The organism is Deinococcus aerophilus (assembly GCF_014647075.1).
GTDB classification, from domain to species: Bacteria; Deinococcota; Deinococci; order Deinococcales; family Deinococcaceae; genus Deinococcus; species Deinococcus aerophilus.
The window spans coordinates 1-26,706 of sequence record NZ_BMOM01000036.1 but is presented as its reverse complement, the minus strand read 5'-3'; the positions used below and the strand labels follow the sequence as shown (position 1 = coordinate 26,706).

The following is a 26,706-nucleotide window of genomic DNA, read 5'->3' as shown; positions in this document are numbered from 1 at the left end:
AGGCGTGTCTGGCGGCGTGCCGGGCATGTGGGCAGGAATGCCAGGGGCACGCGGAGAAGATGAACATGGCGCACTGCGGGGTATGTGCCGAGGCGTGCCGCCGCTGCGAGGCGGCGTGCCAGAAGATCCTCGATTCCTTGAGCGCCTGAAGGCGCTGGACTTTCCTGCCATCTACCGCAGCGTTTCTGCGGGCAGACAGCTGTTTTGAGAAAAGGAGACAGCCATGAACGACTCCATGGATCGCCCCACCGATCACCAGACCCCACGAGACCAGTCCAGGAAGCATTCGATGGGCAGCTACGGCCGCTTTGCCGCCATGATCGCCACCTCCACGGTGATTATGTACGGCCTGATGTACCTCAACACCTATCAGCTTGACCACGTGTACTACAGCCAGACGCGCATGTGGATGGCGCTCTACATGGGCGCGTTCATGGCCGTGATCATGCTGGGATTCATGCTGAACATGTACAGGAACAGCCGCACCAACATGGGCATCCTGATCGGCAGCATCGCGGTGTTCGCCGGAGCGCTGTGGCTGGTGCGGTCCCAGGCCACCGTGGGCGACGTGGCGTGGATGAAGGCCATGATTCCGCACCACTCGATTGCCATCCTGACCAGCGAACGCGCCCAGATCAGTGATCCCCGCGTGCGAGAGCTGGCCGACGCCATCATCGAGACCCAGGTTCGGGAAATTGCTGAAATGAAGGCGCTGATCAAGGATCTGGAAAGCCGACCATGAAGGGTCAGGCCAGGTGGCCCGTCAGGGAAGATGGGAACGGGCTGCGGGCAAGGTCAGGGTAAACGTACTTCCCGCAGGGCTGGACGCCACCGTCAGGCGGCCGCCCATGCGGGTGGCCAAACCGCGTGCGATGGTCAGTCCCACCCCGCTGCCGTCGCCACGTACGCGGGCGGGGTCCACCCGGTAGAAACGCTCGAAGATGCGCTCCAGATGTTCCGGGGTAATGCCGGTGCCGGTATCTGCCACCGTGAAGCTCACGTCACCGCCACAGCGCCCGGTGCCCAGCGTTACCCGGCCCCCACGGGGGGTGTGCCGCAGGGCATTGCTCAGCAGGTTGGCGAGAATCTGGGAAGCCCGCTCAAAGTCTGCAGTGACGGGGGGCAGCCCCACGCCCTCCGAGCGGACCAGCGCCACGCCGCGTTCCTCGTACGCCCCCACAAAACGTTCGAAGGCGTCGGCGATCAGGGTAGCGGGGGTAAAGTCGCCGGGATGCAGGTCCACGGCGCCCGCTTCCACCCGCGAGACCACGCTGAGGTCCTGGGCCAGCCGTTCCATGGCCGCCGTTTCGCGCAGAATGGCCCCGGAAACGGCCTCCGGGGTCATGACGCCGTCCTTCATGGCCTCGGCGTAACCCCGCAGGGCGGACAGGGGCGTGCGCAGCTCATGGGCCACGTTGGAGATCAGTTCCACCCGGCCCTGTTCCACGGTTTGCAGGGCGGCGGCCATGCGGTTAAAGTGCCGCGCCACATCGGTCAGCTCGTCATGGCCCTCCTCCGGCAGCCGCTGACCGTAGTCTCCAGTGGCGATGGCGTGGCTGCCGTCGCGCAGCAGCTCCACCGATTTCACCACCCGCCGCGCCGGAAACAGGGCGGTCAGGGCCGCCACCACCAGCGCCAGCGGCAGGGAGGCCAGCAGCGCCGCGTTCAGGGTGCGCCGCACGCCGCTCTCCAGGTCCGGGCGCAGGGACCCCCCGTCCGGGCCGATCAGGGTGACCATCTGGCTGACGTGGTGGCGGATGAAGGCCGGGGCCAGCAGCTCGCTGATCAGCAGCACGGCGCCCAGGGCCACGCAGATCACCAGCAGGTGTGACAGGAACAGCCGGGCATAGAGGCTCACTCGCCTTCTCCCGCGCCCTGTTCCTCCCGGAAACGGTAGCCCACCCCGCGCACGGTCTCGATGTAGCGCGGAGCGTCGGCGTCGTCGCCCAGCTTGCGGCGCAGCGCCGTGACGTGCACGTCCACCACCCGCGCAGTGCTGGGAAAGTCATGGCCCCAGACCCGTTCCAGCAGCCGTTCGCGGGTCCAGACCAGTCCGGGGTGCTGCGCGAAGGTGCTCAGCAGGTCGTATTCCAGCTTGGACAGCTCCAAGCCCTGACCGGCCAGGGCGGCGCGGCGGGCGCGCAGGTCCAGAAACAGCTCACCGCTGCGGACCTCGTGGCGCACCCCGGCCCGGCGCAGCAGGGCGCGTACCCGGGCCACCACCTCGCGCGGACTGAAGGGCTTGACCACGTAGTCGTCCACGCCCAGGTCCAGGCCGCGCAGCTTGTCCTCCTCCTCGCCGCGGGCGGTGAGCATCAACAGGGGCAGGGTCAGCCCGGCGCCGCGCGCCTCGCGGGCCAGGTCCAGCCCGCTGACCCCCGGCAGCATCCAGTCCAGCACGGCCAGATCGACGCGCGCCAGCAGGCCGCGGGCGTGATGACCGTCTGCCGCCTGCAGAACCTCGTGGCCCTCGCCGCTCAGGTAGGCGTGCAGGATCTCGAGGATCGCCGGGTCATCGTCCACGATCAGGACGCGGGCCAACGCGGCCTCCTGGGCACTCCGGCTTTTAAAGTCCGCGTTTGATCAGCCACTGGCGATAAGCGTACATCTCGTCGGCCTGGGTGCGGATGATGTCGCGGGCCAGGCCCAGCACCCGCGCGTCGCTGCTGCGCTGCAGGGCCAGGTTCGCCATGTCGACGGCGCTGGCATGATGGGGCAGCATGCCTTCGACCAGGGCGCGGTCGCTGTCCTTGTTGGCTTTCAGGGCGGTCATCATGCCTTTCATTTCAGTGTGCATGCCCGTTTGCGCGCCCTTATCCACGCCGCCCAGGGTCCCCAGCCAGGTGTTCATCACGCCGAGTTCCTTTTGCTGGACGCGGATGATGTCGGCCGTCCACTTTTTGACCTGGGGGTCCTTGACGTTGTTCAGCACGGCCCTGCTCATGTCCAGTGCGCCCTGGTGATGAACGATCATCATGGACAGGAAAGCGCGGTCAAAGGCCTTGCCCTTCAGGGGTTCCAGACCACCGTTCGTGGTGGTTCCGTGATGTGCGGGAGCTCCGTGGTGCATGCCGGGCATGGAGGTCTGGGCGTGGGCCAGGGGCGTGAGGAACAGGGTCAGGAGCAGCACGGCGTTTCGCATGTCCCCAGACTGGGGGAGTGGTGTTAAGGAGCTGTAAAGCGGGCTGGGCGGGCCAGAGGCGCGGGTTCCAGTCTTCAGCGGGGAAGCGGGCATTTCGGCGGTCACGGCCGCCGGGCCCAGGGCAGGCCGCAGGTCTGGATGAAGGTGTGCGGCCGTCCCGGGCGTGGTGTTGGCATACGCTGGCGCATGGTCTTGTCTCCGCCTCCCACCCTGTCCGCCGCCTGCCGCAGCGACCACACCGACACGTACCACGGCGAGGTCATCGCCGATCCCTACCGCTGGCTCGAAGACGCCGGCCACCCGGACACCCGGGCTTTCGTCGAGGCCCAGAACGCCCGGACCCGCCGCGTGCTGGACGCCCTGCCGCAGCGGACGGCGCTGCTGGAGCGCCTGGGCGAACTCTGGAATTTTCCCCGGCGGGGCGCGGTGTGGCAGGAGGGAAAGGCATTTTTCCAGCTGCGCAACAGCGGCCTGCAAAACCAGTTCGTGCTGTACACCATGGACGCCCCGGACGCGGAGGGACGGGCGCTGCTCGATCCCAATACCCTGTCGGAGGACGGCACGGTCTCGCTGAGCGGCCTGGCGGTCAACCGGGACGCGACCCGGCTGGCCTACGCCGTCTCGCAGGGCGGCAGCGACTGGCAGGAGTGGCGGGTGCGCGACGTGGCCAGCGGTGAGGATCTGCCCGATGTGCTGCCGGACAGCAAATTCAGCGGAGTGAGCTGGCTTCCTGACGGCAGCGGCTTCTTCTACGCCCGCTACGACCATCCGGAGGACGGGCACAGGCTCAGCGGCGCGAACCGGCACCAGCGCCTGTGGCTGCACCGCCTGGGGACCCCCCAGGACGCCGACGAACTGATCGTGGAGCGCCCCGATGAGCCCGAGTGGGGTTTTGGCACGGCCGTCACCGAGGACGGTCGGTGGCTGGTCGTCAACGTCTGGAAGGGCACGGCCCGCCAGAACCTGATCTGGATCCGGCCGCTGGAGGACCGGGGCGCCTTCCGGGAAGTGGTGGGCGAGTTCCGGTCGGGCTTTCAACTGGTCGGGAGCGCCGGCCCGCTGTTCTATTTCCTGACCGATAACCACGCCCCCCTGGGCTGCCTGATGTCATATGACCTGGAAACGGGCGAGTGGCAGGAGGTGGTGCCCGAGGGCCACAGCCGCCTGCTCGGCGTCCGGATGGTCGCCGGCGGATTCGTGCTGCACACCCTGGAGGACGCCTCCAGCCGCTTGACGCTGGTGGACCGGCGCGGCGGCAATCCCCGCCCGGTGCCCCTGCCCGGACTCGGCACGGTGGAGGCCCTGCACGGTCACGCTGACCGGCACGAGGTATTCCTGACCTTCACCGGGTTCTTGACCCCGGCCACCGGATTCCGGCTCGACGCGGCGAGCGGGTCGCTCACGGCGCTGTGGACGCCGGCTCTGGCCGTCAACCTGGGCGGCTACGAGGTGCGCCAGGAGTTCGCGACGAGCCGCGACGGCACGCGGGTGCCCATGTTCATCGTGGCGCGGCGGGACCTGGTGCTGGACGGCTCACATCCCACGCTGCTGTACGGCTACGGCGGCTTCGACATCAGCCTGACGCCCGCCTTCGACGTCTCGCGCGTGGCGTGGCTGGAAGCGGGTGGGGTGCTGGCGGTGGCCAACCTGCGCGGCGGCGGCGAATACGGCGAACGCTGGCACCGCGCTGGCAGGGGAGCGGGCAAGCAGAACGTCTTCGATGACTTCGCGGCCTGCGCCCGCTTTCTCGCCGGGCGCGGGTACACCTCGCCCCGGCATCTGGGCATTGAGGGCGGCAGCAACGGTGGCCTGCTGGTCGGCGCCACGCTCACGCAGTCGCCCGACCTGATCGGCGCGGCGGTGGCGCACGTCGGCGTGCTGGACATGCTGCGCTTTCAGCACTTCACGATCGGCTGGGCCTGGGCCAGCGACTACGGCCGCAGCGAGGACCCGCAGGACTTTGCCGTGCTGCGCGCCTACAGCCCCCTGCACAACCTGACCCGGCGGGCCTACCCGCCCACGCTGCTCACCACCGGGGACCACGACGACCGGGTGGTCCCAGCCCACAGCTACAAATTCGCCGCCGAGCTGCAACACGTTCAGCAGGGTGAGGCGCCCGTGCTGCTGCGGGTGCAGACACAGGCAGGGCACGGAGCGGGCAAACCCACCCGGCTGATCATGGAGGAGAAGGCCGATGTCTACGCCTTCCTGCTCTCGGCGCTGCGCTGAGTGACCGTTTTGAGACCGGGGAGAGGGCCACCTCGCCCGTCTCCAGACTGCGGTAGCAATCGGCGACCGGGCGTTGGGTGGCCTGTCCAGGGTGCCACCGAACCGTGAGGCGGCGGGGGCGGAACCGTTCGCCGTCAGGTCAACCGCTCCAGCTCGGCATAGCGTTCCTGAACGCTTTCGGTCAATCGGGTCCGCAACTCGTCCCCTGTGGGGTTCAGGTGAGCGAGTTTGTGCATCTGCCGGGCCAGCGGCTCATCGTGAATCACGGTGCGCAGCCACGCCTCGAAATCGCCGCGGGTCAGGTGGTAGGCCAGCGACTCTGGCGGCACCCCGTTCAGGCGTTCCCGGAACTCCCACAGCGACGCCGCCTGACCGTGGGCCGTGCCCCCGGCATCCCGGAAATAGAAGCGTCTTTCCGGGGGCAGAGGGGCCAGCAGATACTTGTGGAGGTGGCGCACGTGCAGGCTCACGCGGGGGCTGGCCTGGAACCTCTGGCCCTGGGGGCTGCCTTCATCTCCGGGAGCCGGGGAAAAGAGGGCCGCCTCGCCACGGGCCAGTCCGGGCAGCAGCGCCAGCGCCCTGACTGCGTCGTGGCCCTGTCCGGCAAGCAGGGTGCCCACCGCGTCCAGGTCTTCGGGGAGCTGGGTGGTGGTCAGCAGCCAGGACCTGACCTTTTGCAGCACCGACGCGGGCAACTGACCGGCGCGGTAGGCCACGAAGGCCACTCCTCCCTGGCGCAGGCAGCGTTCCAGGTTGCGGGTCAGGGCGCCTGCGTCGGGCGTGCACAGGTTCTGGAGTTCGTCGAGCAAAATCCAGTGGGGTCGACCCCGCTGTGCCCGCAGGGCGCGCAGGGCACGCAACAGGGAGGCGGTGTAGGTGTTGCGCGCCGCCACGCTGTACAGCGAGAAATCCAGCACCAGACTGACGCCCGCATATTCCAGAATGGTGATGATCTGAGACACCTCGGGCAGGTGGCCTTCCGGGCCGCCCAGCACCAGCATGTGCGGCAGCGCACGCAGCGTGCGGTAGTCGCCTTCCGGGTCGATCACGCAGACCTGATAACCCAGGGCGCACAGCTGTTCGGTGAGGAGTCCTGCCAGCCACGACTTGCCGCTGCGGCTGGCTCCCAGCACGGCCAGATTGCCGTCCAGCAGCGCGGCGCAGGGCACCCCCACCGGTTCCCCGGCGTCGTTGTGTCCCAGCACCATCTGCCGCTCGGGCCGGTGGGGTGTCCGGGAGTCCAGCGTGCCGCTGAGCAGGCGGTCAATCAGGTGCCGGACCCCCTTACCGTTCGGCCACGGCAACACCAGATCGGCCACCGCTTTGACCGAGGGACTGACGTTGCCCACCGCCACCGCCAGCTCACACATGGTGAACATGCTGCGGTCGTTTTCGGCGTCGCCACAGGCCAGGGTGTTGCGCAGGCTGTAGCCCAGCTCGTGCAGCGCGTACTGCAGCCCCGCTCCCTTGGTGGCCCCGGGAGGCAACACCATCACCGCGCCCTTGTTGTACTCCACCGACGCGCCGCCACCCGCCGCCCGCAGCACCTCCTCGACCGCCCGATCATGCGGCACCCGGGTCGCGAACAGCGCGAGGCCGCGTTCGTGGGGAACTTCCCGGTTGACGAGGGCGGCCAGCAGCTCTGGATTCAGGCGGCCAAACGGCAGGGCCACCGCCATGCGGCCCGCAAACGACACGGCGGCTCCGTTCTCGGCAACGATGGCCGCAAACAGGTCGCCGTGCCGGATGTCCTCCGGCAGCCGCTCCAGAATCCGCCCGGTGACCAGAACCAGGACATGTCCGGCCGCCTGGGCGCTGCGCAGGGCCGCGCGGGTGTCTGGGTGCAGGTGTTCGCCCTCGGTCAGGGTGCCGTCGTAGTCAAAGGCCAGCACCTTCAGCCGTCCGGTGGAGGCCGCGCCGCTCAGGGGTGCGGCGTGGCGGGCATGATCGGCGGCGCTCATGCAGGGAGCCTGAGGCGCCCGCATTACCACGGGATTACGGCCCTCCGCGCTCCTAGGGCGCGCAGGTCACCACGCGGGCCGGTGAATGTGCCTGCACGAGCGGCCAGACCGGATGTTTTCCGCGGCAAGGGGTACAGTCGGGGAGCGGGGCCAGCGACCCGCCGGTAATGCAGCGGTAATCCTGCGGCACGATCCTCAAAAATGAATATCCAACGGGCCACGGGATGTGGCCGTCTCTTCCACCACAACGCTGCCCCGCGTGGGCCGTCAAGGAGTTTACGTGGACACCCTGTATGTCAGGACCCGGCTGGACGGACACAGCGCCCTGAGCGGTCAGGCCGACGCCACGCGGTCCGCCGGGGGCGCGGACCGCAGCTCCTGTATCCCCCTGTGCCCTACGGCGGTGCGACCAGCTCCGGCCAGCCACCACCGGTCCTTCCCGGAAGGTGACGGGAGCAGGTTCTGTGGCGGCTGGGTGCGCTCCTTGACCGCGCCTTTTGCCACGCGAGCATGAGTACCCCACGCCTGGAGCCCCGGCCGGTCAGCCCTCCCCCCTGGCACACGATGGAGGCCGACGAGGTGCTCGGGTTCTTCGGCAGTATTGCCGGGTTCGGGCTGGATGAGACCCTGGCCGCCGAACGTCTGGAACGACACGGACCCAACGCCCTGGCAGACGCGGAAGTCACGTCCCCCTGGCGCATTCTGGCCGGGCAGTTTACGGACACCCTGGTGGTGCTGCTGCTGGCCGCCGCCGCCGTCTCCCTGGTTCTGGGAGAACGCATCGAGGCGGTGGCGATTCTGGTGATCGTGGTGCTGAACGCCACGCTGGGCTTCGCGCAGGAATACCGCGCCGAGCGGGCGGTGGCGGCGCTGCGCGAGCTGGCCGTGCCGGTGGTGCGGGTGCGCCGGAGTGGACAGACCCGCGAACTTCCGGCCAGTCTGCTGGTGCCCGGCGACCTCGCGCTGCTGGAAGCCGGCAATCTGGTGCCCGCCGATGGCCGCGTGATCGAGGGGGCCAGCCTTCAGATCCAGGAGGCGGCCCTGACCGGCGAGTCCCTGCCCGTCGTCAAGACCGACTGCACCCTGGAGGCCGGGGCAGCCCTGGCCGAGCGCGTCAACATGGCGTACCTGGGCACCGCCGTGAGCGCCGGGCGCGGCGTGATGGTCGTGACCGCCACCGGCATGCACAGCGAACTGGGCCGTCTGGCCGGGGCCCTTCAGCAGGCCGTGCGGCCGTCCACGCCCCTGCAGCGCCGTCTGGCCCGGCTGGGCCGCAGCCTGACCCTGGCCGCCCTGGTGCTGGTCGCGGTGGTCTACGGTCTGGGCCTGCTGCGCGGCGACGATCCCCGGACCCTGTTGCTGACCGCTCTGGCCCTGGCCGTCGCCGTCGTCCCCGAAGGTCTGCCGGCCATGGCCACCATCACCCTGGCGCTGGGAGCGCGGCGGATGCTGCGTCGGCGCGCCCTGATCCGCAAGCTGCCCGCCGTGGAGACCCTGGGGTCGGTCACGGTGATCTGCTCGGACAAGACCGGAACCCTGACCCAGAACCGCATGACCGTCAGCGCGCTGGATCTCGCCGACGGGCACCTGGAGATGGAAGACCTGCGCAAACGCCGCTGGTCCGGAGCGCCGGGAGCGGCTGCCCTGCCGGCGGCGCTGCTGCCGGTCCTGACCGGTGGGGCCCTGTGCAGCGACGCCGAGCTGATGCTGGAGTCTGGCGGTGCGTCCGGGGAATGGCAGGCGGTGGGCGAACCCACCGAGGCCGCCCTGGTCGTCGCGGCGGCCCGGCTGGGTCTGGATCAGGCGGCCCTGCGGGACACGCTGCCCCGCGTCGCCGAGCGGCCCTTCGATGCGGGGCGCCGGCGCATGACGACCCTGCATCAGGTCCGCGGCTCCCTTCCCGGCGACTGGCCTCTGCCGGCCGCTCCGTATCTGACCCTGACCAAGGGGGCGGCCGACAGCCTGCTCACCGTGTGCACACGGGTGCTCTCGGGAAACGGTGTTGAACCCCTGACGGCCGCGTGGCAGACACGCATCCTCGCCATGCACGACCGACTGGCGGCGCGCCAGATGCGCGTTCTGGGGGTGGCGTGCCGTCCGCTGGATGTCTGGCCGGAGGAGCTGGAGAGCGACCTGACATTCGTGGGACTGTTCGGGCTGATTGATCCCCCACGTCCGGGAGTGCGGGAGGCCATCGCCACCTGTGTGCAGGCCGGCATCCGTCCGGTCATGATCACCGGCGACCACCCGCTGACCGCGCTGGAAATCGCCCGTGACCTGGGCATCGTGCGCCGTGACGCGCCGGAGGGGTCCCTGCTGGTGGGCTCGGTGATCGATGATCTTGAGCCCGCAGACCTGGCCGCCCGGCTGGGAAGCGTCTCGGTGTATGCCCGCGTTTCGCCGCACCACAAGACCCGCATCGTGCGGGCGTTGCAGGCGCGCGGCGAGCTCGTCGCCATGACCGGGGACGGCGTGAACGACGCGCCCGCCCTGAAGCAGGCCGACATCGGCGTGGCGATGGGCGTGGGCGGCACCGACGTCGCCAAGGAGGCCGCCTCCATGGTGCTGCTCGACGACAACTTCTCCACCATCGTCCAGGCCGTGAAGGAAGGCCGGGTCATCTTCGACAACATCCGCAAATTTGTGAAGTTCGCGCTGGCAGGCAACCTGGCCGAGATCTGGCCGCTGCTGGTGGGGCCACTGCTGGGCATGCCGTTGCCGCTGCTGCCCCTTCAGATCCTGTGGATCAACCTGCTCACAGACGGATTGCCGGGTCTGGCCCTGGGAACTGAGCGGGCCGAGACGGGCATCATGCGCCGCGCGCCCCTTGCGCCGGACGCCAGCCTGTTCGGCGGTGGGGTGGGCCGCCACATCGTCTGGGTGGGGCTGCTGATCGGGTCTCTCTCGCTGGGGGTGGGCCATGTCTACTGGCGGGCCGGTCTGGACACGTGGCAGACCATGGTGTTTACCACCCTCACCTTCTCGCAGATGGCCCATGTCCTGGCGGTCCGCTCCAGCCGGGAGTCGCTGTTCCGCCAGGGGCTGGGCTCGAACATGGCCCTTACCGGGGCGGTCATGCTCACGGTGGCGCTGCAACTCGCCGTGACGTATCTGCCGCCCCTGCAGGCCGTGTTTCACACGCGTCCCCTGGCGGCGCCCGACCTCGGGCTGGCCGTGCTGCTGTCCTCGGTGGCCTTCTGGGCGGTCGAGCTGGAGAAATGGCTGATCCGCCGCCGCGGGGTCCGGGCATGATCTGGCTGGCGTTTTTGCTGGTGGCCGGGATCACGGTGGCGGCGGGAACGGTGCTGGCCCGCACCGGCGACATGCTGGCCGAGAAGACCGGGATGGGCCGCACCTGGACGGGCCTGATCCTGGTGGCCGCCACCACCAGCCTGCCCGAGCTGTTCACCGGGGCGAGCGCCGCCGTTCAGGACCTGCCGGACCTCGCCCTGGGCGACGTGCTGGGCAGCAGCATGTTTAACCTGCTGATCCTGTCCATGCTGGACATGCTGGGCGGACGGGTTCCTCTCTCGGCACGTGCCCACCAGGGCCATGCGCTGTCCATTGGTCTGGGCATGCTGCTGGTCGGTCTGGTGGGGCTGGGCCTGCTCGCCCCCCTACCGTCTGTCGGCTGGGTCGGGGTGATGACCCCGGTGCTGATCGGCCTGTACCTGCTCGCCATGCGGTTGATCTTTCTGTTCGAGCGCCGCCGTCAGGTCCGGCAGGCCAGCGAGGTGGCCGTCAAGCTGCGCTACGCCCACATTCCGCTGGCCAGCGCCGTGCGGCGTTACGTGGTCGCGGCCACCGTCGTGGTGGCCGCCGCCGTGACCCTGCCCGGCATCGGGGCGCAGATTGCGCAGGAAACCGGGCTGGGCCAGGCGCTGGTCGGCAACCTGCTGATCGCCATCACCACGTCGCTGCCCGAGGTGGCGGTGTCCCTGGCCGCCGTGCGGATCGGCGCACTGGACCTCGCCATCGGCAACATTCTGGGAAGCAACCTGTTCAACATGCTGGTCCTGGCCCTGGATGACGTGTTCTTTACCGGCGGCCCCCTGCTGACCAGTGTTTCGGAAGGCAGCCACCTGATTTCCGTGCTGGCCGTGCTGATCATGAATGCCCTGCTGCTGACCGGGCTGACGTATCAGGCCCTGAAAAAGCAACTGGTCCTGGCCTGGGACACGGCGGGCATAGCGGCGGTTTACGTGCTGGCCGTGGTCCTGATCTTCGCGTTGCGGGGCCACCCCTGATCTGCTTCCTCTGAACCGCGCTGCCCAGCCCCCGTTCAGGGCATACTTTGACAGACGCGGGCAGACCTGGCTTGGGGCCGCCGGTGCCCGGCAGGGGGTGTCCCTGACCGGCAAAGCCTGAGCCTCCCCCCGCGGACAGGAGACTCCATGACGACGCAACGTGACCCGGACAGCGCGGCGGCCTCACAGCACATCACGCGGCGAATTGAGGAGCTGGGAGACTGGCGGGGCGAAACGCTCGCCCGGATTCGCCGGTTGATTCACGAGGCGGCCCCGGGCGTACAGGAGGAATGGAAATGGCAGAAACCGTCGTCCCCCGGGACACCGGTGTGGTCGTATGAAGGCGGCATCTGTACAGGAGAGACTTACCGGCAGGCCGTGAAACTCACCTTCTTCCGGGGCGCCGCCCTTCCGGACCCCGGACGGCTGTTCAACGCCAGCCTCACGGGAAACACGCGCCGCGCCATCGACCTCCACGAGGGAGACTCCCTCGACGAAGCTGCTTTTCTGGATTTGATTCGGGCGGCAGTGGCCGCCAACGTCGCGGCCCGGTCCCGCCGCGCCTCGCCGGAAACCCCGCAGCGGTAATCCGGCCCCAACGTCCAGCCCGGCGGGCCGTCTTCCGGGGCCCGCCGGCAGGTGGGGCTATGCTGGCCGGGTGTTCCCCCTGACCCGCTCCATTCAGGCCTCCCGCGCCGGCAGGGCCTGACATGACCTCGGCCTCAGACCAGCCCTCCCGCGTGTCCTCGCGCGCGCCGCTTCTGACCGCCGCCGGACTGGCTGTTGGCCCCGTGGTCGCGCTGGGCTTCGGGCGCTTCGCCTACGCGCTGCTGCTGCCGCCCATGCAGACGGCCCTGCACTGGAGTTACACCCAGGCCGGAGCGATGAACACCGCCAACGGGCTGGGCTACCTGTTCGGGGCGGTTGTGGCTCCGCTGGTGATGCGGCGGGCCGGTGCGCGCGCCGCCTTCCTGGCCTCTTTGCTCGGCACTGGCGTGACGCTGGTCCTGACGGCGCTCAGCGGTGATTTGCGCTGGCTGCTGGCGATGCGGTTCCTGACGGGTCTGGGCGGAGCCGTGACCTTCACCTCGGGCGGCCTGCTGGTGGCCCAGGTGGCCTCCGCCGCGCCGGACCGGCGGGCGGGCGCGGTCCTCGGACTGTTCTACGCCGGAGCGGGCCTGGGAATCCTGCTGACCGGGCTGGGGCTGCCGCCCCTGCTCGCCCATACGGGGGCCGATGGGTGGCGGGCCGGCTGGCTGGGCCTGGGGCTGGTGTCGCTGCTGGGCCTGGGCGTGGCCTGGACCGCCGCGCGCCACACGGCCGCCCGCGTGCAGGGCAGCGCCGCCCTGCCGGTGGCCCAGCTGCGGCCCCTGCTCAGGTCGCTGCTCGCGTACGCCTGCGCCGGACTGGGCTACGTGGCGTACACCACCTTCTCGGTGAGTTACCTGCGCAGTCAGGGGGCGGGTACCCCGCTGGTCACGCTGTTCTGGGCGCTGCTGGGGCTCTCTGGGGTGCTTGCCCCCCTGGTGTGGAGCCGCCTGCTGTCCAGGCGCTGGGGTGGGCGCAGCATGGGCCTCCTGATGCTGCTGATGGGCACGGGTGCGGCGCTGCCCGTCGTGTCGACGGCTCCCTGGGTCGCGGCGCTCTCGGCAGTGCTGTTCGGGTTGACGGCGCTCTCGGTGGTGGCCTCGACCACCACGCTGGTGCGCCAGAGCCTGCCCGCGGCAGTGTGGGGGGCGGGGGTGGCGACCTACACCGTGACCTTCGCGGCATTTCAGAGCCTGGGACCGCTGCTGACCGGAGCGTTGGCCGACAGCGGGGCGGGCGGCCTGCGGTTGGGCCTGGGAGCGTCGGCCGCCCTGCTGCTGTTGGGGGCCGGCGTGGCCTTCAGCCAGCGTGTCGTTGGCGACCCCGGCTGACGCGGGCGCTGCCAGCCCAGGGTCGCCCTGGACCGCCGGGGTGACCGCGCGCTGCGGCAGGTGAGGCGCCGGCCCTCTGCCGACCCTCAGCCCGTAATGGCCCCGTAATGGACCGGAGCAACCATCGGGTCCGGTCCGTTCGCTGAAGCCGCTGTCCAGGTCAGGAGGTCATATGCAGCACCTGTTCAGGCACATTCTGGTGCCCCTGGACCCGTCCCCGCTCTCCGAGTCGGCGCTGGACGCCGCGGTGACGCTGGCCGCCGCCTTTGGGGCGCGGGTGACGCTGCTGCGGGTGATCGAGGCCGAGTGCGTGGCGGGTGAGGTGCAGGCACACGATCCGCTGCAGACGGCGCTGCACGGGGCTCAGGCGCGGGCCCATCTGGCCCACCTCGCCGCCGGGTTCAGGGCCCGGGGCGTGGCTGTGGAAACCGAGGTGATGGTGGGTGACCCCGCCGTTCAGATCCTGGCCTGTCTGCGTGAGCAGGGCGCCGACCTGCTGGTGCTGTGCAGCCACGGCCAGGGTGGACCGGGCCTCTGGTGCCTGGGGGGGCAGGCGGGCAAGCTGCTGCTGCTGGCCCACGTTTCGGTGCTGCTGGTGCGGCCCGGCGGGCACGACCGGCCCGGCCCGGTGCTGGTGCCGCTGGACGGCTCGTCCCGCGCGGAGCACGCCCTGCCGGTCGCGCGGCTGGTCGCGCAGGCGCGCGGCACACCAGTGGTGCTCGCCCACATCCTGACGGTGCCGGAGCTGCCCCGCCACGTGCCGCACACGCCGCATGAACAGGACCTGGTCCAGCAGCTGAGCGCCCTGAACCGCTCGGCCATGGAGCGCTACCTGGAGGACACGGCCGCGCACTCCGCTGCCGAGGATCTCTTTGATACGCTCCTGCTGGACAGCCACCATGTGGTGGAGGCGCTGCACGACCTGATTGCGCGTGAGGAAATCGGTCTGGTCGTGATGAGCGCCCACGGCCACTCGGGCCTGCGGCGCTGGCCCTACGGCAGCGCCGCCCTGAACCTGCTGACCTATGCGGAGGTGCCGGTTCTGATCGTGCAGGACCTGAGCCCGCACGAGATCGGCGCGGGGGCGGCGCAGGACACGCGCCCGCCCGCCGGGCATTGAGATGAACGCAGCGGAGGTCGCGGCAAACGGGGCCGGAGCGGGGGGCCGCCACCTGGAAAAGCGGGCCGCTGCCCTCGCCGCGGCCCACGCGGAGGTCACCGTGGCCGGCCGGGCCGTCTGGAGCGGGTTGCATACGCAGCTGCGCGCAGCCGGGAAGCACCTGGACCGTCAAGTGGTCCGGTCGGGCCGCCGGCATGGGCCGGAGCTGCGGCCGGCCGACGAATGGCTGCTCGACAACGCGCATGTGGCCGAGGTGGCGCTGCGCCAGACCCGGCGCGACCTGCCGCCCGGCTTCGTGCGTGAGCTGCCGCAGCTCCGCGGCGGCGCGCGGCGTGTGCAGGCGCTGGCCCAGGCACTGCTGGAGGCCCTGGACGACAGCTTCGAGTCCTTCCCGGCGGCGCGCTTTGTGACCGCCTATCAGCGCGGGCAGCCGTTGACGCTGGGCGAGGTCTGGGCGCTGCCGGCCTTCCTGCGGCTGGATACCCTGGAGCGGCTGGTCACGGCGGCCGGCGGCCCGGATGCGGCCGGCCGGGACGAGGGCGTGGCGCAGGCGGTGCGGACGCTGCGGGCCCTGGCCGGTCAGGACTGGCGGTCCTTTGCCGAGCAGATCAGCGTGGTCGAGGCGGAGCTGAGGCTGGATCCGGCCGGGGTGTATCCGCGCATGGACTTTGCCACCCGTGACCGCTACCGGCGCGCGGTCGAGGAGCTGGCGCGGACCTGCGGCCGGCCCGAGGCCGAGGTCGCCCGGGCCGCCGTGGCCCTCGTGGCGTCGGGCGTGCCGGGAGCGGCGGACGCGCCGAATCATGTCGGTCATGTTCTGATTGCCGGCGGCCGGGCCGCGCTGGAACGGGTGCTGGGGGACCGACCGGGGGGCTGGACCCGGCTGCGCCGCGCCGTGGGCCGCGCCCGGCTGGGCCTGTACTTCGCCGCACTGGGCGTGCTGGGGGCCGTGACCCTAGGCGGACTGCTGGCCGCCGGACTGCGTACCGGGGCTGCGCCGTGGGCGCTGGCTGCGTTGCTTGCGCTCGCCTTTGCGCCGGCCCTGGTCAACGCCGCGACGCTGCTGAACTGGGCGCTCACCTCATTGGTGCCGCCCCGCGTGCTGCCCAAGATGGACCGCTCGGGGCCCGTACCGGCGGGCAGCGAGACACTGGTGGCGGTGCCGTGCCTGCTGACGGACACCGGTGAACTGGACGCCCTGCTGCAGACCCTGGAACGCCACCATCTGGGCAACGGGGACCGGCGGGTCCGCTTCGCGCTGCTCTCCGACTTCACGGACGCGCCGCAGGAGGTCATGCCCGGCGACGCGGCGCTGCTCGCCCGCACCCAGGCGGGCATTGCGGCGCTGAATGACCGGTACGGCGAGGAGGTGTTCTTCCTGTTCCACCGGCCCCGCCTCCACAACCCGCGCGAGGGTTGCTGGATGGGCTGGGAGCGCAAGCGCGGCAAATTGATGGCGCTGAACCGGCTGCTGCTGTGCGGCGAGAACACGGCGTTTACCGTGCCGGCCCAGCGGCCCCCGGGTCTGGAGGGGGTGCGGTACGTGCTGACGCTCGACGCCGACACGGAGCTGCAACCGGGCAGCGTGCGGGCGCTGGTGGCGACCTTCGATCATCCCCTGAACCGGCCGCGCTGGAACGCGGCGGGCCGGCTGGAAACAGGCTTCACGGTGTTGCAGCCGCGCCTGGAGACCCATCCGGTCAGCGCCCGGGACTCGGCGTATGCCCGCGCGTTGAGTGGCGGGCGCGGGCTCGACCTGTACTCCCAGGCGGTCTCCGAGGCGTACCAGGACCTGTTCGGGGACGGGATCTTCGCCGGCAAGGGCCTGTACGATCTGGCGGCCTTTGACCGCAGCGTGCGCGGGCAGATCCCGGACGATCAGGTGCTCAGCCACGACCTGCTCGAGGGAGCGCTGGGCCGGGTGGGCTGGGTCAGCGACAGCGTGCTGATCGAGGCCTCGCCCAGCCACTACCTGGCCTTTACGCGGCGACTCGAGCGCTGGGTGCGGGGCGACTGGCAGCTGCTCGGGTGGCTGGTCCGGCGCGGCGCGGCCGACGGCGGGCCAGGGATCAGGGGACTGGGCCGCTGGAAGATCGCGCACAACCTGCTGCGCAGCCTGCATCTGCCCGGCGTGCTCGGACTGCTTGTCCTGGCCTGGAGCGGCGCCATCGGGCCGCCGCTGCCGTGGACGCTGCTGGCCCTGCTCGCGCTGGCCACGCCGCTGGCCGCCAGCGGGGTCAGCGGACTGCTGGGCAGCGTGCGGGTGCGCTCCAGCGAGCAGCTGCTCACGGCCCTGGTCGAGGAGGGCCAGCGGTTGCTGCTGGTGCTGGTCTTCTTGCCGCACCACAGCGGGGTGGTGCTGGGCGCGGTGGGCCGGGCCCTGGGGCGCACGTTCGTGACCGGCCGCCGGCGGCTGGAGTGGACCGCGGCCGCGCGGGTATCGCGTTCGCTGGACCGCCGCGTGGGCAGCGGCTGGGTCTGGGCCGAGATGTGGGGGGCCCCCGCGCTGGCCGCCGCCCTGATGGCCGCGCTGGCGGCGGGGCTGCTGCGTCCCCCCCTGATCCTCGCCGCGCCGCTGCTGCTGGCGTGGTTCGGCTCGCCGCATCTGGCGTGGTGGCTCAGCCGCGCGCCCGGACACGGGCGGGCGAGTCTCACGGAGCCGCAGCGGGCCGAGCTGCGCGGGCTGGCCCGGCGCACCTGGCTGTTCTTCGAGCGCTTCGTCGGCCCGGACGACCACTGGCTGCCGCCGGATCATTTTCAGGAGCAGCCGCTGGGGGTCAGCGCACACCGCACCTCGCCCACCAACATCGGCCTGCTGCTGACCTCGACCCTCAGCGCGCACGATCTGGGTTACCTGGGGCCGCTGGAGCTGACCCTGCGCCTGCGCGCCACCCTGGAGAGCATGCGCCGCCTGGAACACCACAGCGGGCACCTGCTCAACTGGTACGACACGCGCACGCTGGCGCCGCTGCATCCCCCGTACGTGTCCACGGTGGACAGCGGCAACCTGCTCGGCTGCCTGATCGCGGTGCGCCAGGGCCTGCTGGAACTGCCGGCCGAGCCGGTGTGGCAGGCCCAGCGCTGGACCGGCCTGCTCGACACCCTGGCGCTGCTGCACGCGGCGCTGGAGCGTGCCGGCGTGGCCGCAGCGGAGGCGCGGAAATGGTGTGCTCAGGCCGCACAGGACGTGCGGGCCGCCGTGCCCCGGCCTGGGGCCTGGAGCGCCCTGCTGACCGATCTGTGCGGCGACCGGCTGGCCCGGCTGGAGGCCGCCGTGCTGCAGCTGGCCGAGGAAGCCCAGCCGCCGCCCGACGAGGAGACGCTGTGGGAGGTCGGGACCTGGATTGACCGCCTGCGCCACCACGTGGTCAACCTGCGTGAGCAGCGCGACCGTTTCGTGCCGTGGCTCGGCGCGTGCGCGGCGGCGCCGGACGGGCTGCGGACCAGCGCTGGCTGGGCCGGAATGGAGGCGCTGCCCACGCTGCCGCCTCTGCACGAGCTTCCAGAGCTGTACGTGCAGGCATGGGCCGCGCTGGACGGCCTGGAAGCGGGCGCGGACGACGCCGGCCGGGCGTGGTGCGCCGGTCTGCGCTCGGGGCTGCAGGAGGCCGCGGACCACACCCGCGCGTGGCTGGAGGAGGTGCGTGCGCTGGCGGCGCTGGCGGAGGCCGAGATCGTGGGGGCGCGCTGGGACTTCCTGTTCGACGCGCAGCGGCAGGTCTTCCGGCTGGGCTACCGCACGGATCTGGAGCGCCCCGACGACAACGCCTACGACCTGCTGGCCTCCGAGTCGCGCCTCGCCAGTTTCCTGGCCATCGCCCTGCGGCAGATCGGCCCGGCGCACTGGCTGCATCTGGCGCGGCCCATGACCCGCGTGGGGGGGCGCCGGGTGCTGCTGTCGTGGAGCGGCACGGCCTTCGAGTACCTGATGCCCGGCCTGCTGATGAAAACCCCGCCGCACACGCTGCTGGGGGTCGCGTGCGCCTCGGCGGTGGACACCCAGCGCGCCCATGGCCGCCACCACGGCGTGCCGTGGGGCGTGTCGGAATCGGGCTACTACCACTTTGACGCTGGGCTGAACTACCAGTACCGGGCCTTCGGGGTGCCGGGCCTGGGGTTGCAGCGCGGCCTGGGCGACGATCTGGTGGTGGCGCCCTACGCCTCGCTGCTTGCGCTGCCGTGGCAACCCGCAGCCACCCTGCGCAATCTGGAGCGGCTGCGGGCGGGCGGAGTGACCGGCCGGTACGGGTGCTACGAGGCGGCCGACTACACGCCGGGCCGCCTGCCGGTGGGGGTGCGGGTCGGCCTCGTGCGGTCATACATGGCCCACCACCAGGGGATGACGCTTGTCAGCCTGGGCAACGTGCTGGGCCGGCGGTCCATGGTGGAACGCTTTCACGCCGATCCGCGCGTCTCGGGGGCCGAGCTGCTGCTGTATGAGCAGGTGCCGTACTCGGTGCCGCTGGAGCGGCTGCAGCTTGACGAACGCCGCGCGCCGCCGGGCGAGGTGCCGGGCCTTTCGCTGGACCCGTGGTCGGCCCCGCCCGGCGGCCCCGTCCCCCAGCTGCACCTGCTCTCAAACGGCCGCTACAGCCTTCTGATCAGCGAATCGGGCGGCGGCAGTAGCCGCTGGAATGATCTGGAACTCTCGCGCTTTCGCGCCGATCCGGCGCTGCAGGACTGGGGCAGCTGGCTGTATCTGCAGGACCTGGACTCCGGCGTGTGCTGGAGCCCGGCCCGGCAGCCTGTGGGGGGCGGCGCCGACGAGGAGGACACGGTGTTCTCCGGCCACGCCGCCCGCTTTCACCGGCGGGCACACGGCGTCATGTCGCTGCTGGAGGTCACGGTCGACCCCGACCAGGACGCCGAGCTGCGGCGCCTGATCCTGCGCAACGAGACGCAGACGACCCGGCGTCTGCGGGTTACCGGCGAGGTCGAAGCCGCGCTCTCGGGGCCTGGAGCGGACCGGGCGCACCCGGCCTTCAACAAGCTGTTCGTGCAGAGCGAGTGGTGCCCCGACGAGCGCACGCTGCTGCTGAGCCGCCGGCCCCGCAGCGCCGGGGAGCCGCCGGTGTGGTGGGGGCACCTGCTCGTGCGCCGCACCGGTCCGCTGCAGGCCCTGAGCTGGACGGCCTCCCGGAAGGCTTTTCTGGGGCGGCACGGCACGCCGCGCGCTCCCGCGGCCCTCGCGCAGGATGCGGGGGCGCTGCCCGGCACGGTGGGCCAGGCCCTTGATCCGGTCGCCGCGCTGCAGACCGAGGTTATCCTGCGGCCCGGCGAGGAGGTCACGCTGGCCTGGGCCGCCGTGGCCGATGCCACGCGCGCCGGGGCGCTGGCCCTGGCCCGCCGTTTCGCCGCGTGGCCGCGCATCGACGAGGCCTTTGTCTCTGGGGACGCGGCGGCGGGACGCGCCCTGCGGGCGGCGGGCATCGGCACGCCGGAACTCGAGCTGGGGGCGCGGCTGCTCGCGGCGCTGACGTATCCCCGTCCCGAGTGGCGGGCAGACGCCGCCGAGCTGCGCGCGAACACCCTGGGGCAGCGCGACCTGTGGGCCCTGGGCGTTTCCGGCGACCAGCCCACCGTGCTGCTGGAGGTGCACGCCGCGCCCGAACTGGAGGTGCTCTCGCAGCTGCTGCGGCTGCACCGCTACTGGCGCGAGCGCGGCATGCAGATTGATCTGGCCGTGCTGAACGTGGGCGACCAGGGCTACGGACAGGACGTGGCCCTGGCCGTCGGGCGGCTGGTGACCGACAGCGGCGCGGAGCCCTGGCTGGGCCGGCGCGGCGGCGTATTCGTTCTGCGCGCCGACGCGCTGGGCGAGGCCGAGCGGCGCCTGCTGCGTGCCAGCGCCGTGGTGGTGCTGTCCAGCGCGGCCGGCTCGCTCGACCATCAGCTGCGGCCCGGGCCCGAGCCGGCCGAACTGCCGCCGCTGTTGCCGGTCCGGCCTCCCGGGCAGGGCGGTTCTGAAGGCTCCGGAGCCGCTGAGGCGCTGGATTTCTGGAACGGTCTGGGCGGCTTTGGTTCCGGGGGCGCTGAGTATGTTCTGGACCTGGGTCCGGGCGACGGAACGCCGCGCCCGTGGGTGAACGTGATCGCCAGTCCGGGCGGGGGCTTCGTGGTCTCCGAGTCCGGGGGCGGCTTCAGCTGGGCGGGCAACAGCGGCGAGAACCGCCTGACCGTCTGGAGCAACGATCCTGTGGGCGACCGCCCCGGTGAGGCGCTGTACCTGCGCGATGAGGAGACCGCCGAGGTCTGGTCCCCGACCCCACAGCCGGCCCCGGCCCCGGCCCCCTACCGGGTGCGCCACGGCTGGGGCTACACGGTCTTCACGCACCACAGCCACGGCCTGCGCCAGACGCTGCGGCTGTACGCGGCGCCGGACGCCCCGGTCAAGGTGATCGCGCTGCACCTTCACAACGATGAGCCGCGCGGGCGCCGCCTGACCGCCACGTACTTCGCCGAGTGGGTGCTGGGTGCCCAGCGCGACGTTCAGGCCCCCCACCTGATTCCCGACTATGACGGCGCGCGGGGGGCCCTGCTGGTGCGCAATCCGTGGGCCGCCGATGTTCCCGCACAGGTGGCCTTCCTGGCGTCCACGCACACACCGCACGGCGTCACGGCAGACCGTGTGGAGTTCCTGGGCCGGCACGGCGACCTGTCCCGGCCGGCGGCCCTGCAGCGGGTGGGCCTGCGCGGAAACGTGGACCCCGGGGGCGACCCCTGCGCGGCCCTTCAGGTCCACGTTGACCTTCCGGCCGGGGGTGAGCAGAATCTGGCCTTTGTGCTGGGGGCCGGGGCCGACGCCGCTGAGGCGGAGCGGCTGCTCGATGCCTACCGCGATCCCGAGCGGCTGGAGACGGTCTGGAACGCTGCCCGCGCGTCGTGGCGGACGGTGCTGGGCGCCGTGACCGTGCAGACACCGGATCCGGCGCTGGACACGCTGCTCAACGGCTGGCTGCTGTACCAGACGCTGTCGTGCCGGGTGTGGGGACGCTCGGCGCTGTACCAGTCCAGCGGCGCGTACGGTTTTCGTGACCAGCTGCAGGATGTGCTCGCGCTGCTGCACGCGGCGCCCGAACTGGCGCGCGCCCAGATCCTGCTCGCCGCCGCACATCAGTTCACGCAGGGGGACGTGCTGCACTGGTGGCATCCCCCCCACTCGCGCGGCGTCCGGACGCGCATCTCGGATGATCTGCTGTGGCTGCCGTACGTGACGTGCGGGTATGTGGGTGCCACCGGTGACGCGGCCATTCTGGACGAGTCGGTTGCGTTCCTGAGCGCCGATGAGCTGGGGCCACAGGAACACGAACGGTACGACACCTTCGGCCCGGGGCCGGCCGCACCGCTGTACGAGCACCTGCTGCGGGCGGTGCGCCGTGCGGGAACGTCTGGTCCCCATGGCCTGCCGTTGATGGGCGGCGGCGACTGGAACGACGGTATGAATCTGGTCGGCGCGGGGGGCCAGGGCGAGAGCGTGTGGCTGGGCTGGTTTCTGCATACGGTGCTTATCCGCATGATCCCGATCTGCCGCGCCCGCGGCGACGCGGCAAGTGCGGCCACCTTTCAGGCACAGGCCGGGCAGCTGCGCGCCAACCTCGAGGCGCATGCCTGGGACGGCGGGTGGTACCTGCGCGCGTTTTACGACGACGGCACTCCGCTGGGCTCGGCCCAGAACCGGGAGTGTCGCATCGACGCCCTCTCGCAGTCCTGGGCGGTGCTGTCCGGAGCCGCCGACCCGGCCCGCGCCCGCACGGCCATGGAGGCGGTCGACCGGTACCTCGTACGTGAGGAGGACGGCTTGATCCTGCTGCTCACGCCTCCCTTTGACCGCAGTCGCCACCATCCCGGCTACATCCAGGGCTATCCCCCCGGCATCCGAGAGAACGGCGGCCAGTACAGCCATGCCGCGGTCTGGACCGCCTGGGCGTTTGCCGCGCTGGGAGATGCCGGGCGGGCGCACCGGCTGTTCGGGCTGCTCAATCCGATCTCGCACACCCGGACGCCGCGGGGGGTGGGCCGTTTCCAGACCGAGCCCTACGTGATGCCCGCCGACGTCTCCAGCAACCCGCAGCACGTGGGAATGGGCGGCTGGTCGTGGTACACCGGGTCCGCGGCGTGGATGTACCGCCTGGGTCTGGAGGGTCTGCTGGGCATCACCCGTGAAGGCCCCGCGCTGCGCGTGCGACCGTGCATCCCGGACGACTGGCCGGAGTACCGGGTCACCTACCGCTATGGCCGCAGCGAGTACGCCCTGCACGTCATCAACACGCGGGCAGGGCAGCCCCCCCACCGTCAGCTCGATGGCCGGCCGTTGGATGGGGACGGCATTCCTCTGGTAGACGACGGGCAGCTTCACCGGATCGAGATCCAGTTGTGAGCCGACCCTCCCCGGTGGGCGGGACTCCCGGCCGACCGGTGAACGCCGGCACCCGCAACAGAGGACAGGACGCCGGCGGCACGCTGGATTGATGAAGTGAGGGGTATTGGTGATTTGATGCTGTTCTGTCGCGACCTGTTCGGCCGGAAGCTCCTGAACGGCTGGACCCCACCGGGCGGCCCGTATCAGCTGCGCTGCGGTGCCAGGGCGGCCCGCAGCGGGCTCCAGTTCAGCGGGACTGCGGGTCCTTGCTGCGGCGGGTGTTGTAGCTCTGGCTGGCCGCCCGTTTGCGGGCCAGCTGCTCGTCACGCCCGAAGTCCGCGTCCAGCTCGCTCAGGGCCGCCACCTCCTGAGCAAGGTCGGTAGACTGGAAGGCGGCGAGCCGTCGGTGCTCCCGGACCAGCGTCTCGCGGGACAGCTGCACCTGGCCGGCCACCGCATAGGCGACGGCCTGCTCGCGCACCCGCGCGGCCCGCAGCCGTTCGGCGGCCACCCGCACGCGCTCATCCTCGGCGAGCCGGTCGTAGGCCGCCGCTCCGAGGACCGGCAGGTTCAGCTGGGCGCGCAGGCGGTGGCGCCGGCCCTCCCGGTCCGTCCAGGCCACGCGCACCCGCGTCACCCCCAGTTCGGCCGCCCGCTGCTGTGCCGGGATCTGAACCGTGAACACCACCTCCAGCGGCCGACCCGCGATCAGGTTGGGCAGCTGCCAGCGTCCCAGGTCGTTTCTCGGCAGGTCGTTGAGAACCTCCTGGCGCAGGCTGCCCAGGGCCGGGTTGGGCTCTACGCCCAGGCTGACGGTGAGCCCGGTGGTGCGGGTCAGGCCCTGCAATTCGGTCTGGAAAAAACCGGGCAGCTCCTCGGCATCCTCGATGTGTTCGTAGTTGCCGTCGCCGGCGTCGGCCATCGCCTGCAGCAGGGTCTCGTCGTAGCTGCGGCCCAGGCCCACCGTACTCGTTCCCACGCCGCGCGCATTCAGGCCGCGCACGTGCTGGGCGATCACCTCGGGGCGCGTCTCGCCGGCATTGGCCTGTCCGTCGCTGAGCAGCAGCACGCGGTTCAGGGCCCGGGGATCGTGAAACTGTGCGCTGAGCATGGCCCCCTCCAGCCATCCGGCGTGCAGGGCGGTGCTGCCGCCGGCGGTGATGCCCTCGACCGCGCGGCACAGCGCCTGCGGATCGTTTACCAGCTGCGGCATCACCACGGGCTCCACCTGACCGTCGAAGGCCACCACGCTCACCCGGTCGTGCGGCTGCAGGGTCTGCAGGGCCACCTGAACGGCCCGCCGGGCCATCGCGAGGGGAGGCCCGCTCATGGAGCCGCTGCGGTCGATGACCAGCGCGAGGTTCAGCGGCGGACGGAAGCCGCCCACCTCTGCAGGCGGGGCCGGATACAGGCGGGCCAGAACGGTGACCTCGCCCGCCTGCCCCTCGGGCAGACCGGCTTTCAGGGGCAGCAGTTCGATGCGGGGGGCGGCGGTGGGGGACTGGGGTTCGTGCATGGCAGACTCCGGAAGATAGGGAAGAGGACGACCACCAGCCCGGGGGCGGGTGAGGGGCGGACCAGAAGAACCGGGGAAACCGTGAAGCTGACCAGAGTTTAATGTCAACAATTCATAATGTCAACAAACTGGAGGGGAGACATTGTCGCCTTCCCGGAACACAGTCTCGCGGTCACCCGCGTCACTACTGACGTTCGCTGGTGGCCTGCCCTGCGGCGTCCACGGCACGGCGCACCTGACGCAGCAAGCGGGTCCACTCCTCTTCCGACTGGGGTGCGGTGAAGTCCGGTCCCAGCGTGAGTTCCAGGCCGGGCTGGGGAGTGACCCGCACCAGGGGGGTCGCCTCCACTCTGGAGGGCCGCTGCCGTCTGGGTTGAAGCTCGGGAACGGGGGCCGCGTGGAAAAAAGTGGGCAGGGGGGCCACGGGCCGGGGACGTTTGGCCTGGGCCTTGAGGTTCTGAAGGTAGGCCAGCGCGTCGCTGGGGGGCCCGCTGGCCGCCTCGCCGGTCGCGCCCTCCTGGGCCAGCTGGGCCAGCCCCGTTTCGTCCTGGCCGGACAACGTGCTGTACAGCGCCTTGCCGCTCAGGCCGTCGGCCATCAGGCGGCGCAGGGCGAGCAGTTGCAGCAGGTGTAGCCGTCCGTAGCGGGCCTCCCGGCCCTCCCGGCGGGGCAGGGGCAGCAGGCCGACGGTGGTGTAGTGGCGGACCAGCCGCGCATTGACCTCGTCCTTGGGGCGGGCGGCGCGGTCTTCCGGCAGCAACTGAGTCAGCCAGGCGTTGGCCGTGGCGACGAATTCGTCGATGCCGCCGGTCCAGTCGGGCGCGATGTCCAGCATGGGGGCAGCCTAGCAGCGCGGCGCCGTTGCTGACAATGGGCATTGGTGGAATTGACATGCGGAGGGGGCAGTTTCCGGCTCCTCGGGCGTGGCCTGGCGGACCGCCGCCTGAGCGCCGCGCCCGTAATGGACCGGTAATCCTCCCGGAAGATCCTGCCCCGAGGAGGTCCATGATGTTCGAACACATTCTCGTGCCCATCGACGGAAGTTCCCTGAGCGCCCTGGCCCTGCCGGTGGCCGCCGATCTGGCGCGGCGTTACGGCAGTTCGCTGACCCTGCTGTACGTGGTACCCCCGCCGGTGGTGGTTTACGCGGAATCCGCCTACGTCTACGACGGAGCCGAGGAAAGTGCGCGCGCCAGGGCCGAGGGCCAGCGGATTCTGGAAGACGCCCGGGACTCGCTGGACCATCCGGACGTTCAGCTGGTGCGCCTGGATGACGCCGATCCGCGGACCGCCCAGGCCATCGCGGACGAGGTGGTCCGGCAGGGCGCCTCGCTGGTGGTCATGAGTTCGCACGGGCGCACCGGACTGGAACACTTCTTTCTGGGCAGCGTCGCCGAGGGAGTCATGCGCCGGGTGGACGTGCCGGTGCTGCTGGTGCGCCAGCCCAAGACCAGCCCCACCCGCACGAAGCATCCTGCGGCCCAGGAGGCCGGGCGGTGACGGGTCTGCGTGTTCCGGTCCCCGCCTCCGGAGCCCTGTCCGAACCCCGGCTGTCGCGGCTGCTGTTTGCCGATACCCGCCTGGTTCCGCTGTGGACCCTGCTGCGCCTCTATGTCGGCTACGAGTGGCTGCTGGCCGGCTGGGGCAAGGTCACCAACCCGGCCGGCGTCTGGGTTGGTGAGCAGGCCGGCACAGCGGTCAGCGGCTTCCTGACCGGCGCCCTGACCAAGACCGGCGGCGCCCACCCGGACGTCTAGGGCTGGTATGCGTGGTTCCTGCAAAACGTCGCGCTGCCCAACGCTGCCGTTTTCTCGTATCTGGTGGCCTACGGCGAGGTGGTGGTCGGAACCGCGCTGATCATGGGGTTGTTGACCGGCATTGCGGCCTTCTTCGGCGGCGTGATGAATGCCAGCTACCTGCTGGCGGGCACGGTCAGCACCAACCCGCTGCTGTTCATCCTGGCGACGTGGCTGGTGCTGGGCTGGCGGGTGGCCGGCTGGTGGGGCCTGGACCGTTGGGTGCTCGCCCGCTTCGGGGTAAGACCCGGGCCGGTGTCGAAGATGGAACCGGGCTCCTGACCACGGTTCCACTTCTGGCTCACTGCCGTGAATCTTCCGGACTGAGGGCGGCGACCTGACGGCCTGACACAAAGTATGAGAAAGCGTCCCCGGTAGGGGACACTTTCTGTTTGTGACAACCGAAAATGCCACCGG

18 protein-coding genes are annotated in these 26,706 nt (G+C 70.9%); 12 read left to right on the top strand and 6 right to left on the bottom strand.

All coding sequences use genetic code 11. The features are described from left to right. Both IEY21_RS16905 and IEY21_RS14765 read left to right on the top strand, forming a co-directional pair. A partial coding sequence (locus IEY21_RS16905; RefSeq protein ID WP_308424844.1) for a hypothetical protein occupies positions 1-208 on the top strand: 208 nt, incomplete at its 5' end. A gap of 15 nt (positions 209-223) precedes the next feature. After that, on the top strand, positions 224-742 hold the full coding sequence (locus IEY21_RS14765) for a DUF305 domain-containing protein (RefSeq protein WP_229753134.1): 519 nt from the start codon (positions 224-226) through the stop codon (positions 740-742). A gap of 21 nt (positions 743-763) precedes the next feature. On the opposite strand, the gene IEY21_RS14760 is transcribed toward IEY21_RS14765, so the two are convergent. Genes IEY21_RS14760 through IEY21_RS14750 form a run of 3 tightly spaced genes read right to left on the bottom strand, consistent with a single transcriptional unit; the run spans position 764 to position 3,142 of the window. Continuing rightward, positions 764-1,858 (bottom strand): sensor histidine kinase, encoded by a 1,095-nt coding sequence (locus tag IEY21_RS14760; RefSeq protein ID WP_188905113.1) that lies wholly within the window; start codon positions 1,856-1,858, stop codon positions 764-766. Continuing rightward, positions 1,855-2,541, bottom strand: a complete 687-nt coding sequence (locus IEY21_RS14755; protein WP_188905112.1) for a winged helix-turn-helix domain-containing protein — start codon at positions 2,539-2,541, stop codon at positions 1,855-1,857. Before IEY21_RS14755 ends, IEY21_RS14760 begins: the two co-directional genes overlap by 4 nt. A gap of 25 nt (positions 2,542-2,566) precedes the next feature. Continuing rightward, a complete protein-coding gene (locus IEY21_RS14750; RefSeq protein WP_229753133.1) occupies positions 2,567-3,142 on the bottom strand; it encodes a DUF305 domain-containing protein in 576 nt (191 codons plus the stop codon). Between the two features lie 186 nt (positions 3,143-3,328). Here IEY21_RS14750 and IEY21_RS14745 point away from each other — a divergent pair, with 186 nt between their 5' ends. Next, positions 3,329-5,371 carry a prolyl oligopeptidase family serine peptidase gene (locus tag IEY21_RS14745; RefSeq protein ID WP_188905111.1) on the top strand — a complete coding sequence of 681 codons (2,043 nt, stop codon included), beginning with the start codon at positions 3,329-3,331 and terminating at the stop codon, positions 5,369-5,371. A gap of 134 nt (positions 5,372-5,505) precedes the next feature. Here the strand turns inward: IEY21_RS14745 and IEY21_RS14740 are convergent, their stop codons facing one another. Then, complete coding sequence (locus tag IEY21_RS14740) at positions 5,506-7,332, bottom strand: HAD-IIB family hydrolase (protein WP_188905110.1); 1,827 nt, start codon at positions 7,330-7,332, stop codon at positions 5,506-5,508. Between the two features lie 510 nt (positions 7,333-7,842). On the opposite strand from IEY21_RS14740, the gene IEY21_RS14735 reads away from it, so the two are divergent. The 6 genes from IEY21_RS14735 (at position 7,843) to IEY21_RS14710 (ending at position 22,995) form a co-directional block, all read left to right on the top strand. Further along, entirely contained in the window at positions 7,843-10,584 is a 2,742-nt protein-coding gene (locus IEY21_RS14735; RefSeq protein ID WP_188905109.1) for a cation-translocating P-type ATPase, read from the top strand. Next, positions 10,581-11,579: a sodium:calcium antiporter gene (locus IEY21_RS14730; RefSeq protein WP_188905108.1), complete on the top strand. Its 999-nt coding sequence runs from the start codon at positions 10,581-10,583 to the stop codon at positions 11,577-11,579. Before IEY21_RS14735 ends, IEY21_RS14730 begins: the two co-directional genes overlap by 4 nt. A 147-nt stretch (positions 11,580-11,726) precedes the next feature. Then, positions 11,727-12,167: a DUF1801 domain-containing protein gene (locus tag IEY21_RS14725; protein WP_188905107.1), complete on the top strand. Its 441-nt coding sequence runs from the start codon at positions 11,727-11,729 to the stop codon at positions 12,165-12,167. A gap of 122 nt (positions 12,168-12,289) precedes the next feature. Continuing rightward, a complete protein-coding gene (locus IEY21_RS14720; RefSeq protein WP_188905106.1) occupies positions 12,290-13,498 on the top strand; it encodes a YbfB/YjiJ family MFS transporter in 1,209 nt (402 codons plus the stop codon). Positions 13,499-13,670: 172 nt separating this feature from the next. Next, positions 13,671-14,618, top strand: coding sequence for a universal stress protein (locus IEY21_RS14715; protein ID WP_188905105.1), 948 nt, complete (start codon positions 13,671-13,673; stop codon positions 14,616-14,618). A 1-nt stretch (position 14,619) separates the two neighbouring features. After that, the gene (locus IEY21_RS14710; protein ID WP_188905104.1) at positions 14,620-22,995 is read left to right on the top strand and encodes a GH36-type glycosyl hydrolase domain-containing protein; all 8,376 of its coding nucleotides are present in this window, start codon (positions 14,620-14,622) and stop codon (positions 22,993-22,995) included. A 229-nt stretch (positions 22,996-23,224) separates the two neighbouring features. Here the strand turns inward: IEY21_RS14710 and IEY21_RS14705 are convergent, their stop codons facing one another. Beyond that, on the bottom strand, positions 23,225-24,493 hold the full coding sequence (locus IEY21_RS14705; RefSeq protein ID WP_188905103.1) for a vWA domain-containing protein: 1,269 nt from the start codon (positions 24,491-24,493) through the stop codon (positions 23,225-23,227). A 184-nt stretch (positions 24,494-24,677) separates the two neighbouring features. Continuing rightward, positions 24,678-25,328, bottom strand: coding sequence for a MerR family transcriptional regulator (locus tag IEY21_RS14700; protein ID WP_188905102.1), 651 nt, complete (start codon positions 25,326-25,328; stop codon positions 24,678-24,680). Positions 25,329-25,498: 170 nt separating this feature from the next. On the opposite strand from IEY21_RS14700, the gene IEY21_RS14695 reads away from it, so the two are divergent. Genes IEY21_RS14695 through IEY21_RS16895 form a run of 3 tightly spaced genes read left to right on the top strand, consistent with a single transcriptional unit; the run spans position 25,499 to position 26,571 of the window. Further along, complete coding sequence (locus tag IEY21_RS14695) at positions 25,499-25,993, top strand: universal stress protein (RefSeq protein ID WP_188905101.1); 495 nt, start codon at positions 25,499-25,501, stop codon at positions 25,991-25,993. Beyond that, entirely contained in the window at positions 25,990-26,250 is a 261-nt protein-coding gene (locus IEY21_RS16900; RefSeq protein WP_229753132.1) for a hypothetical protein, read from the top strand. The genes IEY21_RS14695 and IEY21_RS16900 overlap by 4 nt, the downstream gene beginning before the upstream one ends. Positions 26,251-26,268: 18 nt before the next feature. Continuing rightward, positions 26,269-26,571 (top strand): DoxX family membrane protein, encoded by a 303-nt coding sequence (locus tag IEY21_RS16895; RefSeq protein WP_268237814.1) that lies wholly within the window; start codon positions 26,269-26,271, stop codon positions 26,569-26,571. Positions 26,572-26,706 lie beyond the last annotated feature (135 nt).

Coding starts and splice junctions, on each gene's coding strand:
- IEY21_RS14765 (WP_229753134.1), top strand. CDS start 224: ATGAACGACTCCATGGATCGCCCCACCGATCACCAGACCCCACGAGAC.
- IEY21_RS14750 (WP_229753133.1), bottom strand. CDS start 3,142: ATGCGAAACGCCGTGCTGCTCCTGACCCTGTTCCTCACGCCCCTGGCC.
- IEY21_RS14745 (WP_188905111.1), top strand. CDS start 3,329: ATGGTCTTGTCTCCGCCTCCCACCCTGTCCGCCGCCTGCCGCAGCGAC.
- IEY21_RS14740 (WP_188905110.1), bottom strand. CDS start 7,332: ATGAGCGCCGCCGATCATGCCCGCCACGCCGCACCCCTGAGCGGCGCG.
- IEY21_RS14735 (WP_188905109.1), top strand. CDS start 7,843: ATGAGTACCCCACGCCTGGAGCCCCGGCCGGTCAGCCCTCCCCCCTGG.
- IEY21_RS14730 (WP_188905108.1), top strand. CDS start 10,581: ATGATCTGGCTGGCGTTTTTGCTGGTGGCCGGGATCACGGTGGCGGCG.
- IEY21_RS14725 (WP_188905107.1), top strand. CDS start 11,727: ATGACGACGCAACGTGACCCGGACAGCGCGGCGGCCTCACAGCACATC.
- IEY21_RS14720 (WP_188905106.1), top strand. CDS start 12,290: ATGACCTCGGCCTCAGACCAGCCCTCCCGCGTGTCCTCGCGCGCGCCG.
- IEY21_RS14715 (WP_188905105.1), top strand. CDS start 13,671: ATGCAGCACCTGTTCAGGCACATTCTGGTGCCCCTGGACCCGTCCCCG.
- IEY21_RS14710 (WP_188905104.1), top strand. CDS start 14,620: ATGAACGCAGCGGAGGTCGCGGCAAACGGGGCCGGAGCGGGGGGCCGC.
- IEY21_RS14705 (WP_188905103.1), bottom strand. CDS start 24,493: ATGCACGAACCCCAGTCCCCCACCGCCGCCCCCCGCATCGAACTGCTG.
- IEY21_RS14700 (WP_188905102.1), bottom strand. CDS start 25,328: ATGCTGGACATCGCGCCCGACTGGACCGGCGGCATCGACGAATTCGTC.
- IEY21_RS14695 (WP_188905101.1), top strand. CDS start 25,499: ATGATGTTCGAACACATTCTCGTGCCCATCGACGGAAGTTCCCTGAGC.